Annotated in this window: 14 protein-coding genes; all 14 read left to right on the top strand. The window is 50.3% G+C overall.

Features of this window, described 5'->3' with window-relative positions; genetic code table 11:
• Positions 1-58: 58 nt before the first annotated feature.
• The 14 genes from rapZ (at position 59) to ABFC84_14235 (ending at position 14990) form a co-directional block, all read left to right on the top strand.
• Positions 59-961, top strand: coding sequence for an RNase adapter RapZ (rapZ, locus tag ABFC84_14300; protein ID MEN6413910.1), 903 nt, complete (start codon positions 59-61; stop codon positions 959-961).
• A gap of 72 nt (positions 962-1033) precedes the next feature.
• Positions 1034-2398 carry a gluconeogenesis factor YvcK family protein gene (locus ABFC84_14295; protein ID MEN6413909.1) on the top strand — a complete coding sequence of 455 codons (1365 nt, stop codon included), beginning with the start codon at positions 1034-1036 and terminating at the stop codon, positions 2396-2398.
• Positions 2399-2416: 18 nt separating this feature from the next.
• Positions 2417-3376, top strand: a complete 960-nt coding sequence (gene whiA, locus ABFC84_14290) for a DNA-binding protein WhiA (GenBank protein ID MEN6413908.1) — start codon at positions 2417-2419, stop codon at positions 3374-3376.
• Entirely contained in the window at positions 3360-4118 is a 759-nt protein-coding gene (locus ABFC84_14285; protein ID MEN6413907.1) for a polysaccharide deacetylase family protein, read from the top strand. The genes whiA and ABFC84_14285 overlap by 17 nt, the downstream gene beginning before the upstream one ends.
• A gap of 54 nt (positions 4119-4172) precedes the next feature.
• Positions 4173-5276, top strand: coding sequence for a hypothetical protein (locus ABFC84_14280; protein ID MEN6413906.1), 1104 nt, complete (start codon positions 4173-4175; stop codon positions 5274-5276).
• 660 nt (positions 5277-5936) lie between these two features.
• A complete protein-coding gene (gene scfA, locus ABFC84_14275) occupies positions 5937-6080 on the top strand; it encodes a six-cysteine ranthipeptide SCIFF (protein ID MEN6413905.1) in 144 nt (47 codons plus the stop codon).
• 77 nt (positions 6081-6157) lie between these two features.
• Positions 6158-7534, top strand: a complete 1377-nt coding sequence (gene scfB, locus ABFC84_14270) for a thioether cross-link-forming SCIFF peptide maturase (GenBank protein MEN6413904.1) — start codon at positions 6158-6160, stop codon at positions 7532-7534.
• Positions 7535-7561: 27 nt separating this feature from the next.
• On the top strand, positions 7562-9832 hold the full coding sequence (hypF, locus tag ABFC84_14265) for a carbamoyltransferase HypF (GenBank protein MEN6413903.1): 2271 nt from the start codon (positions 7562-7564) through the stop codon (positions 9830-9832).
• 2 nt (positions 9833-9834) lie between these two features.
• A complete protein-coding gene (locus ABFC84_14260; protein MEN6413902.1) occupies positions 9835-10065 on the top strand; it encodes a HypC/HybG/HupF family hydrogenase formation chaperone in 231 nt (76 codons plus the stop codon).
• On the top strand, positions 10046-11143 hold the full coding sequence (gene hypD / locus ABFC84_14255) for a hydrogenase formation protein HypD (GenBank protein MEN6413901.1): 1098 nt from the start codon (positions 10046-10048) through the stop codon (positions 11141-11143). Before ABFC84_14260 ends, hypD begins: the two co-directional genes overlap by 20 nt.
• On the top strand, positions 11140-12150 hold the full coding sequence (gene hypE / locus ABFC84_14250) for a hydrogenase expression/formation protein HypE (protein ID MEN6413900.1): 1011 nt from the start codon (positions 11140-11142) through the stop codon (positions 12148-12150). The genes hypD and hypE overlap by 4 nt, the downstream gene beginning before the upstream one ends.
• Before the next feature lie 74 nt (positions 12151-12224).
• Positions 12225-13595, top strand: a complete 1371-nt coding sequence (gene rpoN, locus ABFC84_14245; GenBank protein ID MEN6413899.1) for an RNA polymerase factor sigma-54 — start codon at positions 12225-12227, stop codon at positions 13593-13595.
• Between the two features lie 67 nt (positions 13596-13662).
• Positions 13663-14331, top strand: coding sequence for an MgtC/SapB family protein (locus tag ABFC84_14240; protein MEN6413898.1), 669 nt, complete (start codon positions 13663-13665; stop codon positions 14329-14331).
• Between the two features lie 83 nt (positions 14332-14414).
• Entirely contained in the window at positions 14415-14990 is a 576-nt protein-coding gene (locus ABFC84_14235; GenBank protein MEN6413897.1) for a glycerol-3-phosphate responsive antiterminator, read from the top strand.
• Positions 14991-15258: the final 268 nt, after the last annotated feature.

Raw genomic sequence — 15258 nt, 5'->3', positions numbered from 1 at the left:
GGCGATGGAGTTTTTCGGAGAATGCGGCAGAATGAATTGACCCCGGGGGAGTGAGAACATGGATAATTTTCGTTTGGTTATTGTTACAGGAATGTCGGGCGCGGGTAAAACCCAGGTGGTACGGGCCATGGAGGATTTAGGGTACTTTTGCGTGGATAACCTGCCACCGGCGCTGATTCCAAAATTTGCCGAGTTATGTTCCCAATCCGCCGGGCAGGTCAGTAAAATTGCACTGGTGGTGGACATCCGGGGACGCGAGTTTTTTGATACCTTGGTACAGGTATTGGAAGACATGGAAAAACAGGGATACATGTATGAAATGCTGTTCCTGGAGGCATCGGATGAGACGCTGATTCGCCGTTATAAGGAAACCCGCCGGCGTCATCCGATGGCGCCTCATGGACGGATCAGCGAGGGTATTGCCCGGGAACGGGAGCGGGTGGAGCATGTCCGGGGGCGTGCTACCCATATCATTGACACCTCGGACTTATCTACTGCCAACCTGAAAGAGAAGATCATTGCGCTGTTTGGCGGTGAAAAAGAGACGGAGCGGATGACCATTACAGTGGTATCCTTTGGTTTTAAATACGGTGTGCCGCTGGATGCGGATATGGTTTTCGATGTGCGGTTCTTGCCCAACCCTTTTTATGTGGAATCATTGCGGCGCAAAAGCGGTATCGAACCCGAAGTGGGAGATTATATTTGGAAATGGCCGATTACCCAGCAGTTTATGGAAAAATTGGCGGGATTAGTGGACTTTTTGGTGCCAAATTATATCAGGGAAGGAAAAAGCCAGTTAATTATTGCTATTGGCTGTACCGGCGGACTGCATCGCTCCGTATTTGTGGCTCATAAAATCTACGAGGGTTTGCGCAGCAAAGGGTATAAAGTCAATATTGAGCATCGGGATATTAAGCATAATATAGTGGATGCTCGTCCTGAGTGCAGCGGTTCTTTATAGTGGACAGTCAGGGATGATGATTTTGTTGTGTGGGTTTGTTATTGATCTCGACGATCAGGGAAGGTGTAGCTCGTGCACTTTTTAAAGTGGATGTATCCTGGTATAAAGCTGAAACGCTGGTTGTTACTGTTTTCCCTGGGGGTTATTGCAGCCAGTATCGGGTTAGCCATCGTCTTTAACTATAAATATGTCGGGGTCATCGAAGAAACGATCTTTAGGATGGCTTATTTGATGACAGGCAACTATCATTATACGGTTACTACTTTGGTGGGAATTACGGTGATTCTGTGCGGATTGGCGATTATGACGCTGGCTACCCGCCAAATTATCCGTTCCGTGATCAGTGTGCTGATTCCGGAAGGTGCCGATCGCCTGATTGAAATCATTTTCGAAAAGCGCAAACTGAACCGGGGACCGGCGGTGACGGTGATTGGCGGCGGCACCGGTTTGTCGGTGCTGCTCCGGGGGATAAAAAGTGTAACCAGCAATATTACGGCGATTGTTACGGTAGCCGATGACGGTGGTTCTTCCGGCCGGATCCGGCAGGATCTGGGAATGATTCCGCCCGGAGATTTGCGCAACTGTCTGGTGGCGCTGGCTGATACGGAGCCCTTGATGGAAAAGTTGTTTCAGCATCGTTTTGGCGGTGCCGGCGATTTGTCCGGGCATAATTTTGGCAATCTGTTTATTGCTGCCATGACGGAAGTGCTGGGAGATGTGGAAAAGGCACTGAAAGAGTCCAGCAAAGTGTTAGCCGTAAGGGGACAGGTGCTGCCTGCTTCGACGGAAACGGTGCGTTTGGCGGCGGAGATGGAAGACGGCAGCATTGTTGAGGGAGAATCGCAGATTCCCTTGGCGCATAAACGAATCCGGCGGGTATTTTTGCGGCCTCGGGACGTTACTCCGGTAAAAAGCGCTTTGGAAGCGATCCGGGAAGCGGATGCGGTTATTTTAGGGCCGGGCAGCTTATATACCAGCGTGCTGCCGAACCTGCTGGTAAAAGAAGTGGCGGAAGCTTTGCGCCAGACTTCGGCAGTGAAAATTTATATATGCAACGTGATGACCCAGCCGGGAGAGACGGATGGATATACGGCTGCCGATCATGTACGGGCAATTTTGGATCATGTGGGTCCCGGGGCTATTGACTATGTAGTGGTTAATTCCCAGGATGTAGCGGATAATCTGCGGACGCTTTATGCCAGTCAGGGCGCCTATCCGGTCGTGGCGGATATTGAGGCGATTGAGGCATTGGGCGTCAAGGTGGAGGCTGCCAATATTATCAGCGAAACCAATTTGGTGCGCCATGATCCGGTGAAGTTATCCCGGACCATTATATCCATGGTTTATAACTTAAAGGCAAGCTCGGAACGGATGCGGCTGCTGGATTATTATTTAATTGCCGATAATATTAAAAAGCTCAAGGATTTAGAGGACTGAAAAGCGAAGTGAGGGAAAGTGTCGTCTTATTCTACTGAGGTAAAAAACGAACTGGCACGGCTGATCGGAGAATCTTCCTGCTGTCAGGTGGCCGAATTGGCGTCGCTCATGCGGATGGGCGGTACGATGCTCATTGGCCGCAACGGCAATTTGGGAATTAATTTTACCACCGAAAATGCAGCTGTTGCCCGGAAAGCATTAAGTTTGATGAAACGGGGATTTAATCTGAAAACTGAAGTGGTGGTTACTCGGGGACGCCGCCTGAAAAAAAATAATTCTTATCAGATAAAAGTGGTTCCGTCACCGGTGGTAACGGAGCTGCTTTCAGTGCTGGGCATCATGCGCGGCGACAATATTAATACCGGCAAGGATACGGGTATTTTACGGAAAACCTGCTGCCGGCGCTCTTATTTGCGGGGGGCTTTTCTCGGCGGCGGATCGGTGAATAAACCGGAAGGGGAGTATCATCTGGAGCTGGTTACCAGTAATATTGATTTTGCCAAAACCCTGGTTCGCCTGATGAAAAATTTTCATTTGCCGGTGGGAATGACAAGCCGCAAGAATGATTATATTGTCTATTTGAAAGATGGCGACGGGATTACCACTTTTCTGCAAATTATCGGTGCCTGCAATGCGTTGCTTGCTTTTGAAAATGTCCGGGTGGTCAAGGATATGCGCAATCAGGTTAACCGGTTAGTCAACTGTGAGACCGCCAATTTGCAGAAGACAGTCAATGCCGCGGTACGACAGATAGAGTCTATTCGGCGGATTGACCGGAAGCTGGGACTGGCGAATTTGCCGCCTGCATTGCGGGAAACGGCGGAACTGAGGCTCAGTCACCCGGAAGCTACTTTGCAGGAACTGGTGGATGTAATGGACGGACGGGTCGGCAAATCCGGAATGAATCACCGTCTGCGGAAACTGGAACAGATAGCCCTTGAGCTCAGAGAGGGAGGAACATATGAAACGAATCAGTAAACTGTTGGCGCTGGGCGCCTTTTTTATGCTTGCTGCCGGTGTCTGGCTGTCTAGCCCCGGAGCGGGAGTGCCGATCCTCGAGTATCATCAGGTGGTGGATGATCAGGAAATGTACAGTATCAGTCCGGCGGATTTTGCCAGCCAAATGGAATATTTGGCACGCCATGGCTATACGGCTATTTCCTTGAAAGAGTTTTGTGATGTGAAAGAGGGGAAATATAAACTGCCGGCAAAGCCGGTTATTATTACTTTTGATGATGGCTATGATGATAATTATTTTACAGCGCTGCCGATCATGGAAAGATACGGTATGCGGGCCAGCGTTTTTGTTATCAGCGGTTTGGTGGGAGAGCCGGATTATCTTACCTGGGATCAAATCCGGGAATTAGCGCAGCATCAGATTGAAGTTGGTTCCCATACCGTTAACCATGTGCCTTTGGGACAGGTCGATTCCGCTGAATGTCAACAGGAAGTGGCGGAATCAAAACAGGTGATTGAGGCGCAGTTAGGCAAAAAGGTGGAATTTCTGACCTATCCTTATGGCAGTTTTAACGCCGCTGCAGCGGAGACTTTGCGGCGGGCCGGGTATCGGGGTGCTCTGACCGGGGTTGTCGGTTTGAATTTTAGCGGCGATAACACCTATACGTTAAAACGCATCAATGTCCCCCGGCCTAAACTGGGGCTGCTGGAGTTTCGGGTACGACTGTTTCGTGCCTTGCTTTACAGTAAATTAGAAATTTGATAGTTTACATAACGGAAGTCTATTGCTATAATGTAACTAGCGAGGGGGGAGTTTATGAAGTGGTTACGCTACATAGTGCCGTTGGTGGCACTGGTGGTTACTATGACCGGCATAACACCGGACGCCGAAGCCGGGGCTGTCAGTCAGCAATTTGCTAAAAACGATTTTTTAAAACTACCGGAATGGTCAGTTACAACTTCCGGTTACGGCGGTAAATTGCTGCTATCAGACAGTCCGGAAACAGTGACGGCTGACGGGATCATGTATCAGGATACGGTGAAGGGCGATGCCCGGTTGTTTTTTCATCATGTGAATGGTACGGATAAGCCGAAGAAAATTGTTGTTTTATTGGAGAATACCGGCACCGAGCCGGTTCATATCACTGTGTCCCAGCATGGTCTGGGCGGTCCGGGGCTTGATTACCTGGCAGTGGGAAAAGCGGCCCAAATGGCTTATCTGAAGGGCGGCGATCTGTATCTGGTGGAAGTCTCGCCTCAAGGTACGGCGGAACTGGCAGTCGGTCTCAGCAGTATCATTGTGGAGCCCAACGCGCTGGTCAATGGAATTTATGATTTTTCGGCGGATCAGCCGGTGAAGGTTAAAACCATCATGCTGCCGGTGAATGAGGATATCGAAAAATTTGCGGCTCAGGCTAAGGTGCTTCCGGCCGATCAATATAAGCTGCGGGGAACTTTTGACAATAAAGACCGGCTGCTGGTACCGGTTAATGTTTATAATGCCAAAGACGATGGTATGGTGGCAGTAACCCTGGCCGATAACAAAATTGACCGGTATGCGAGAGGCGTGGATGCTACCGATGGGTCTCAGGTGCTGAACTACGGCAATTACGGCGTAGTGTACAAACTGTTTATTCCATCATCAGCCCTGGACAACAAATTATCTTGCTATCTCAATCCCCGGGGCGGTGAATATGCCGGTGGACTGGGCGTGAAATACCGTTACCAGGAGCAGCCGGTGCTGGCGACACCTTCCGACCGGTTGTCCTTCGGTGTTCATGGGTCAACTGATGCCGCTTTTATCGGCGCTTTTGACGGCGGACAATCCCTGTGGCTGACCTTCAGCCCGCCGGGAGCTTCCAATTTGCCGGTGAAGCTGGTAATTGCCCCTGATTTTGCTGCGGCAATTCATGGCTCATAGTTTTTGGCTCATGGCGTAAAGCACTTGGCACTTAGCACTTGGAACTGGGGGTAAAGAACTATTTTACGGTTGAGGTCGGCGCAGCAATCTTAGCAGCGCCGCCTTATCTTTCTTGATAATGATAAAGTGAACTTTTTTTAGCAAGTAGCCGCAAGTAAAAAATCGTTCAGCCAACGTTGAACGATTTTTTTACTTGCGGGTTTAAAAAATTTCGTCCTTTCTTCATTTCCCGGTGCCCATTACCCGGTTCCAGTCTCCGGTGCCATGAGCTATGAGCCATAAACCATGCGCGAAAAGACGCGTCAGCGGCTTTACTTATGCACTCGATATTTTTTTCACAAATAAAAGTGATTTTTTTAACAAAGCTAAAAGGAATATTTTTATTCGTGGCGAAACATACTATATACAGGGACGAATGATGTTCCTGTGGGACGTTTATAAACCCAATCGGGTATAAACGCGCTTAAAGCTGATAGTGACCTCCCAATTTAATAGATTCATTCTATGGGTTACTAAGAGCAAAAAAGAGTGTGCTGGACACTCTTTTTTGCATTTTCGGCTAAAAATGCTCATCCTTCGCGGAATAGATGTTGATTCCTGAGGGGAAAACGGCTAAAATAAAAAGAGTAATAGTACATATGCTGTCAAGGAGGGGTTATTGTGGCGAAACATATTACTACTGTAAATACAGCGTCTTTGCAAAAAACTGTACATACGGGCGGCTGCGGCGAATGTCAGGCTTCTTGTCAGTCGGCATGCAAAACTTCGTGTACCGTTGGCAATCAGGTCTGCCAAAAGCAGTAGTCCGCGGGGACAGCCCCTTGCCGAAAGTTTCCGGCAGGGGGCTTAATTTTTATCTGGGTTGGAAAGGTGAAAAAAAGATGAACATCCATAAATTTCATGTCAATAATATGTATATTCTGCTGGATGTGAACAGCGGTGCGGTACATGTGATTGATAAAATGGTATACGATATCATGGACAGCTTTGACGGCAGCAACGGGGAAGAAGTGCTGTGGAAGCTGTCTGGCCGGTACAATCCGGCTGATTTGCGGGAAGCCTTGGCGGAGCTGGGCAGCCTGATCGAGAGAGAGGAACTGTTTGCTCCGGTGTTAACTGTACCGCCTACTTTCAGCGCCAAACCGCTGGTGAAGTCCCTGTGTCTGCATATTGCTCATGACTGTAATCTGCGCTGCGGTTATTGTTTTGCCGGAACCGGCGATTTTGGTCATGACCGGGGTCTGATGCCGAAAGAAGTAGGTCAGCGGGCAGTTGATTTTATTATTGAAAATAGCGGTCACCGGCAGCATTGCGAGATCGACTTCTTTGGCGGCGAACCGCTGATGAATATGGAAACTGTTAAGCATGTGGTACAGTATGTCCGTAAACGGGAACAGGAAACCGGCAAGATTTTCAAGCTGACGCTGACAACGAACGGAGTACTGCTCAGCGAGAAAGTTACGGCGTATCTGAACGAAAACAATATCAGTCTGGTTCTCAGCCTCGATGGCCGGCGGGAAGTCCATGACAGAATGCGGCCTTTTGCCGGCGGTCAGGGATCCTATGACCGGGTGCTGAAAAATATTAGACGGACAATCGAGTCCCGGCATGATCAGAATTATTATCTGCGGGGAACTTATACGGCTTATAATCTGGATTTTGCCGCCGATGTTCTGGATATGGCTGATCAGGGATTTTCTCAGCTTTCCGTAGAGCCGGTGGTGGCGAAAGATTGTGATTATGCTTTGCAAGAGGAACATCTCCCGGTATTGTTTGCGGAATATGAAAAATTGGCGCAAGAGTATTTGGATCGCAAGCTGGCCGGACGGGGTTTTGATTTTTTTCATTTCAATGTGGATATTAATAACGGTCCCTGTGTCGCCAAACGGTTAAGCGGCTGCGGTGCCGGTCACGAGTATTTCGCAGTAACGCCGACGGGAGATTTGTATCCCTGCCACCAGTTTGTCGGTCGGGAAGAATATCTTTTGGGCAATGTATTTGACGGGGTGCAGCGGCCGGAGATGCCGGAAAAATTTCGTCAGGCTCATGTGCTGAATAAACCGGACTGCCGGGAATGCTGGGCCCGCTTTTATTGCAGCGGCGGCTGTCATGCCAATGCCCAGCTGTTTAATAATGATATTTACAAGCCCTACAAAATCGGTTGTGAACTGCAGAAGAAACGCTTGGAATGCGCTTTGATGGTTCAGGCGAAATTAGCGTTGATTAGGCAGGAGAATCATGAACAAGCGCGGAAGTAATAAGCATCCCCGAAAGTAGGAATTGCGATGTTGAAACGTTTTAATATAAGGGTCACGGGTATTGTGCAGGGGGTGGGTTTCCGCCCCTTTGTTTTTAATCTGGCCAGAAGCCTAGCTCTGGGCGGCTGGGTATGGAATACTTCGGCCGGTGTTGAAATTGAGGTTGAAGGGCAGACTGAGCAAGTTAATTCGTTTTACCGCCGACTGCAGGGGGAATTTCCGCCTTTGGCCAGACTGGACTCTGTTGAATTTTCTGAACGCCCGCTGCAGGGGGAAAGAAAATTTGTTATCCGTCCCAGCAGCAGTGGTGAAATGCGTACGGTGCTTATATCACCGGATGTGGCCACTTGTCCGGATTGCCGGCGGGAACTGCTGGACAGCCGGGACAGGCATTTTAGGTATCCCTTTATTAACTGTACTCACTGCGGGCCTCGCTATAGTATTATTAAGGATGTACCGTATGACAGGGCATCAACCACGATGGCGGAATTCCCCATGTGCCTGGACTGTCAGACTGAGTATAACAATCCGGCAGACCGGCGGTTTCATGCCCAGCCCAATGCCTGTCCGGTGTGCGGTCCGTCTTACCGGCTGCTGGATAAAACAGGAGAACCGATGGAGGAGCAGGCGGATTTGTTTGGTCAGGTCCGGCAGTTGATTCAAGCCGGTGCTATCGTGGCGATTAAGGGGATTGGCGGCTATCATCTGGCCTGTGATGCTTTTAATGGCTTCGCGGTGGACAATCTGCGCCGGCGTAAGGTGCGGGAAGACAAGCCTTTTGCCGTTATGGGCGGCAGTATGGCAGCGGTGCGGCAGATGTGCCTTGTAAATCAGACGGAGTCGGAGTGGTTGACCGGTACGGTGCGGCCGATTGTCCTATTGATCAAAGGAACCGGTTATTGCCTGGCGTCAGGTATTGCACCAGGCAGCTCCTGTATTGGGGTTATGCTTCCCTATGCTCCGGTTCATTGGCTGCTATTGCAGCCGGATGACGTATGGGTGATGACCAGCGGTAATCGCAGTGATGAACCGATTGCATATGAGGATGCGGATGCAAAGGAAAGACTGTTCGGTATTGCCGATTATTTTCTGGTGCATAATCGGATGATTTACCGCCGGGTGGATGATTCGGTGCTGCGTGTGGTAAAAGACAAACCGTATATGCTGCGCCGCAGCCGGGGCTTTGCTCCGGCGCCGGTGGCACTGGCCGGCGAGTATCCGTGCGTTTTGGCTGTTGGCGGTGAGCTGAAAAATACGTTTTGCTTAACCCGTGGACGACAGGCATTTTTAAGTGCCCATATCGGTGATTTGGAAAATTTGGCAACCTATCAGTCTTACTGTCAGTCTATTGCTCATTATCAGAAGCTGTTTGACATACGGCCGGAGATGGTGGCCTATGATCTTCATCCCGATTATCTGGCTACGAAATATGCCCTCAGTCTGGAACTACCGGGAATCGGTGTTCAGCATCATCACGCGCATATTGTTTCCGTATTGGCGGAATACGGCATTAACGAGCCTGTGATTGGGGTTGCTCTGGACGGTACCGGGTACGGAACGGATGGCAATTTGTGGGGCGGGGAATTCTTGCTGGCGGACTGCCGCCAATTTGTCCGGCTGGGACATTGCCGCTATCTGCATTTACCGGGGGGAGAAAAGGCTATCCGGGAACCATGGCGGCTGGCGGTATGGCTGCTGTACGAATTGTACGGCAAGGAGTTTGTCCGCTGGCAGCTTCCTTTGGCCGGCAGACTGCCGACTGGCTGGGAACTGCTGGTCAGCGCGACAGCACAGGGAATCAACGCGCCTTTATCCTCCGGTGTCGGACGGTTGTTTGACGCGGCGGCGGCTCTTCTTGGCCTGCGAAGCGTTATTCATTATGAGGGACAGGCAGCGGTGGAACTGGAACAGGCAGCGGAAAGGCAGGCAGGAACGGTTCTGCCTTACGACATACAGGAAGGACAGCCGAAGATACTGGACTTTCGTCCGGTTTTTGCCGCAATGGTTGAAAAATTGCGGCAGGGAAAAAGCAGCGGCGAGCTGGCTGCTGCTTTTCATACTACGCTGGCAGCGGCGGTAGTGGATATGGTTGGTAGAATCAGCCGGGATACGGGAATCCGCCGGGTTGCTTTAAGCGGCGGTGTATGGCAGAATATGACATTACTGAACCAAGTAATCAGAATGTTGCAACAGAATAAATTAATGGTTTACATTCACCGACAGGTGCCGTCAAATGACGGAGGTCTGGCGTTAGGGCAGGCGATAATCGCCGGCGAGAAGATAAAGGAGAGTCGATAGATATGTGTTTAGCCGTACCGGGAAAGATCGTCGACAAGCAGGATATGCTGGCAACGGTGGATATAAGCGGCGTGACTCGAAAGGTGAGTCTGATGCTGCTGCCGGAGGCCCAAGCAGGGGATTTCGTCTTAATCCATGCCGGCTTTGCCATCCAGCGGTTGGATGAGGCAGAAGCCAAAAAAACGCTGGAGTTGTTTAAGGAGCTGGAAAAATATGCAGAGCTTGACGCCTGAGGAGCAGCGGCGGACTGCCGGTTTTTTCACGACTGAAATCAGTCATCGGGTCAAACGGCCGCTGCGGTTAATGGAAGTGTGCGGTACGCATACGGTTGCCATATTTAAAGCCGGTATTCGCCAACTGCTGCCAGCGGGGGTGGAGCTGGTCAGCGGCCCCGGTTGTCCGGTTTGCGTAACACCGAATGAATATTTGGATACGGCGATTGCTTACAGCCGCCAGCCGAATGTGATACTCACTACTTTTGGCGATATGCTGCGGGTGCCGGGATCGTCCTCAAGCTTACTGGTGGAAAAGGCGGCCGGAGCGGATATTCGTATTGTATATTCACCTTTGGAAAGTTTGGATATTGCCCGAGATTATCCCGACAAGCAAGTTATTTTCCTGGCAGTTGGTTTTGAGACTACGGCGCCTACTGCCGCCGCCACTGTTCTTACCGCAGCCCGGGCCGATTTAAAAAATTTTTCGGTATTATCTTCCCATAAACTGGTGCCGCCGGCATTGCAGGCGCTCCTCGACCGGCCGGGAGTCAGGGTGGATGGTTTTTTGCTGCCCGGCCATGTCAGTGCTGTCATCGGAGTGGAGCCCTACCGTTTTTTGCAGCGGAATTTTGGCATTCCGGCGGTGATTGCCGGTTTTGATCCCCTGGATATTCTCCAGTCGGTTTATATGCTGGTCCGGCAGCTGGAAGATGGCGCAGCGAAATTGGAAAACCAGTACAGCCGAATTGTGCCTGCTGCCGGTAATCCGGCGGCCTGCAAATTACTGGAACAAGTTTATCAGCCGGCTGATACTGTCTGGCGGGGATTGGGAATGATTCCATCATCCGGTCTTGTATTGCGGCCTGGATATTCCGCTTTTGATTCCCGGAGCAAGCTGCCGGTGGTTGTGGAACCTGCCAGCGAGCCAAAGGGCTGCCGCTGCGGTGAAATTCTCCAGGGCAGCATCAAACCGACAGCCTGTCCGCTGTTTGGCAGATCCTGTACACCGGATCATCCGGTCGGCTCCTGTATGGTGTCGGTGGAAGGAACGTGTGCCGCCTGGCACAAATATGGAGCAGGGAGATGGCAGTTATGACGATGGAACGGATTCAGTTAGCCCATGGCAGCGGCGGCAAGCTCAGCCATGATTTGGTCAATCAGGTAATGTGGCCGGCTTTCGCCAACCCAATTTTAGGGGAGATGCATGACGGAGCCCGGTTTTCCATTAACGGGGCCGGACTCGCCTTTACCACCGATTCTTATGTGGTGAAGCCCTTGTTTTTTCCTGGCGGGAATATTGGCAAACTAGCGGTTTGCGGCACAGTCAATGATTTGGCCATGACCGGCGCCGTGCCTCTCTATCTGAGCGCCGCCTTCGTATTGGAGGAAGGGTTTCCCCTGGTTGATTTGAAACGGATTGTTGATTCCATGGCGGAAACTGCCAGCCGGGCCGGGGTACAGATCGTGACCGGTGATACCAAGGTAGTAGAAAAAGGAGCGGTAGACGGAATTTACATTAATACCGCCGGGGTGGGGCAAATCAGGGAAAACGTAAATGTTTCCGGTTGTCAGGCCAGGCCGGGACAGGATATAATTTTAAGTGGGACACTGGGGGAACATTCTATTGCAGTCATGAGTGAACGGCATGGATTGGTTTTGCCGGAAACCATAGTCAGTGATTGTGCTCCTTTAAACGGGCTGGTTGAGCAAATCTTGTCCCGTGTGCCTCAGACAGCGGTGTTGCGGGATCCGACCCGGGGCGGCTTGGCGACGGCTCTTAACGAAATCGCGGAGCAGTCCCAGGTAGGCATTATGCTGGAGGAGACAAGCATTCCGGTACAGGCTGCCGTAAGAGCAACTTGTGATATTCTTGGCTTTGATCCGCTTTATCTGGCCAATGAAGGGAAAATGCTGCTATTTGTTGAACCGGAGTATTCGTCTCAGATATTGGAGATTATGCACGGACATCCTTATGGGCGGCAGGCTTGCGTCATCGGCTCGGTAATTGGGCAGCGGCCGGGACAGGTTGGGCTTTCTACAGCCATTGGCGGAGTCCGCCTGCTGGATATGCTGACGGGGGCTCAGTTGCCGCGAATTTGTTAAGTGGTTATCCTTCTAATTATTCGTAAGGGTTCATATATATTAAGTAAAGTGAAGGCAAGAGGGAAGGTGAGCATATGGACTGTGGTCTGAAATTAGAAATGCAGCAAAAATTGGTTATGACACCTCAATTACGTCAAGCCATTGCCATTTTGCAACTTTCTTCACTGGAACTGGCGGCTATGGTCGAAGAGGAAATGCGGGAGAATCCATTACTGGATATCGAAGAACGGCAGCCGGAGCTATCGGAAGAGCAGCCAACAGAAGATAGCAGTAATGATGCCAATGATTATGGGGAATTTACCGATTATCTGGCAGGCGGGGGGACGGACTATTCCATACGGAGAAACGAGGACAAAGCCACATTTGAAACCTTTGCCGCCAGCACGATTACTCTGCATGAACATTTGGAACTTCAGCTTGATTTAGCAACGGCGGATGGGAAAATAAAGGCTGTCGGCCGCTACCTGATAGGCTGTATTGATGATAATGGCTATCTTTGCGGAACGGTGGATGAGATTAAAAAAATAACAGGAGCTTCTTCGACAGTAGTTGAAAACGCCTTAGCCATGATTCAAAAATTTGATCCGGAGGGTGTTGGCGCCCGGAATCTAAAAGAGTGTCTGACAATTCAGCTGCAGCAGCGGGAAATTGACAGCAAGCTGGTTCAGAGTATTGTGTCGGATCATTTGCCGGACTTGGCGAAAGGCAGCCTAAAAGGAATCGCAGCAGCATTGCAGTGCTCCCTGAGGGAAGTGCAGCAGGCAGTGGACATTATCAAAAGACTGAATCCGAAGCCGGGTCAGGCTTTCGGTCGGGGACGGCTTGATTATATATTGCCTGATGTGAGTATTGAGCGGCGGGAAGATGATTATGTCATCAGCGTGAATGATCAAATGGTGCCGCGGCTTACCATCAGTTCCAGCTACCGCAATCTGGCCCGGGAAGGAAATCCGGAGGCCCGGAAGTATGTGGAAGGACGGCTGCAAGCCGCTCTTTGGGTAGTCAAAAGCATTGAACAGCGGCGGCGCACGCTTTATAATGTTACGCAGGCCATTGTTGATTTACAGCGCAGCTTTTTCGATTACGGACCGAAATATTTACGGCCCCTGGTTATGAAAACAGTGGCGGATCGTCTGGGAATTCACGAGTCAACGGTGAGCCGGGCGACGGCCAATAAATATGCGGCCACTCCCTATGGCTTGGTTAGCTTGCGTTCCTTTTTTTCTGCCGGTGTGTCGGGAACGGCCGGTGAAGATATTGCCGCATCCAATGTGAAACAGGAAATTAAGCAGTTGATTACCGGCGAAGACGCGACTGCGCCGCTTAGTGACCAGCATATCAGCAATATACTGCAGGAGCGGGGGATTGGGATTTGCCGCCGCACGGTGACAAAGTACAGGGAAGAATTGGGAATTGCCGCGTCAAGCAGACGAAAAAGATACTGACGGAGATAGTTTATTTGTGATATTATAATAGCAATATGGCGATGGGAGCGGAAAAGGGGGATGGGATATGATAGCGGACTGGGAGATTGCCTTGCGGCTGGTGGCTGCCGCTGTATTGGCCGGAGTAATCGGTTACGAGCGTCAGTCCCATCATAAGTCGGCCGGATTGCGGACTCACATTCTGGTTGCCGTAGGTTCCTGCCTGATTATGGTACTCTCGATAAACATTTATCAGTCGGTGCAGGGGCAAACCAACGCCGATCCTACCCGTCTGGCTGCCCAGGTAGTCAGCGGCATTGGATTTTTAGGCGCCGGCAGTATATTAAAGGAAGGACCGACAATCAAAGGACTGACCACCGCCGCCAGTTTGTGGGTAGTATCCGGGGTTGGCCTTGCTGTAGGCAGCGGCTATTATACCAGCGCTCTGGCCACAACCTTATTGGTGTTTGTTACCCTGACAATTTTAGCGAAGATGGAACATAGAATGTGCAGTGACCGGGCTTTTAGTTTAACGGTGATAACGATTGATACTCCCGGTCAGCTGGGTTTGATCAGTGTTGCTTTGGGAGAAGCCGGCGGCAGTATTCGGGACATCAAAATTGAGGAACAGGAGCATTTGCTGGTTGTTACTTTTGCATTGCGGTTCCGGCGGGAAGTAAATCAGGAAAAACTAATTGCCGATTTATCTCAGCTGAATGGAGTCATGAGTGTAAAAAAAGACTGTTTAATTGATTAGGGACTTTTTCAGCGGTGAAAGCATAGAATATCAGTAAAATAGAAAATTGAGATGAGGCGAAGCCTTTGTCAACCTCTAACTTTTTGAATTTATTGTGTTCTGCCGGCCAGGTGATACCGGCGCCGCGTACGCCGGAAGACTTTAAATACGCGATTACTAAAACGGATTCGGCGAGTATTATTTTGCTGTTCGGCGATATTATTATGCTGCCGGATCTTTTGGCTCAGGCGCAGGCTTACCGGAAGCGGCTCTTGGTACATCTGGATTTACTGGAAGGAATCGGCAAGGATGAGGCAGGTATCCGGTTTTTAGCCCGCTTAGGAGTTACGGGACTGATTACGACGAAATCCCACTTATGCAAAATTGGCCGGGAAGAGGGGATGCTGGTAATCCAGCGGTTATTTTTACTGGATTCGGATGCCTTGAAAACCGGTCTTCATCTTCTGCGCAAGTTTCAGCCGGACGCCCTGGAAGTATTGCCGGCATCCATTCCCGCCAGCGTAGTCCGTCTGCTGGCAGAGGAAACTCAGCTGCCTATTTTGGCCGGAGGACTGATGCACACTCCCGAGGACGTTCAGCAGTCGTTGCAAAACGGAATTTATGCCGTAAGCGCCAGCAAACGGGAGTTGTGGAATACTGTGTATACATTGCAAAAATAGCTTTTCGGAGCATTATATAGCTTGACAAATTTTTTTCGGACGGTTACAATAAAAGCAAGATAAGATTATAAGAAAATTCAAAAAATGAACAATTGGGAATGGAGAATAGAGAGATTCCTGACTAAAGTTACACTTTTTGTGTAGTTTTGTCAGGAATCTTTTTATTAAGGAGAGGAGCGAGGAATATGGCTAAGGTAGATGGGCGGGACGTTTTATCATTATTGTTTCAGGCTTTGGTCGTCGCATTCCTGGCAGGTATTTGTGGATT

The organism is Veillonellales bacterium, from assembly GCA_039680175.1.
Classification (GTDB): Bacteria; Bacillota; Negativicutes; order JAAYSF01; family JAAYSF01; genus JBDKTO01.
This window is presented reverse-complemented; position numbering and strand designations above follow the sequence as displayed.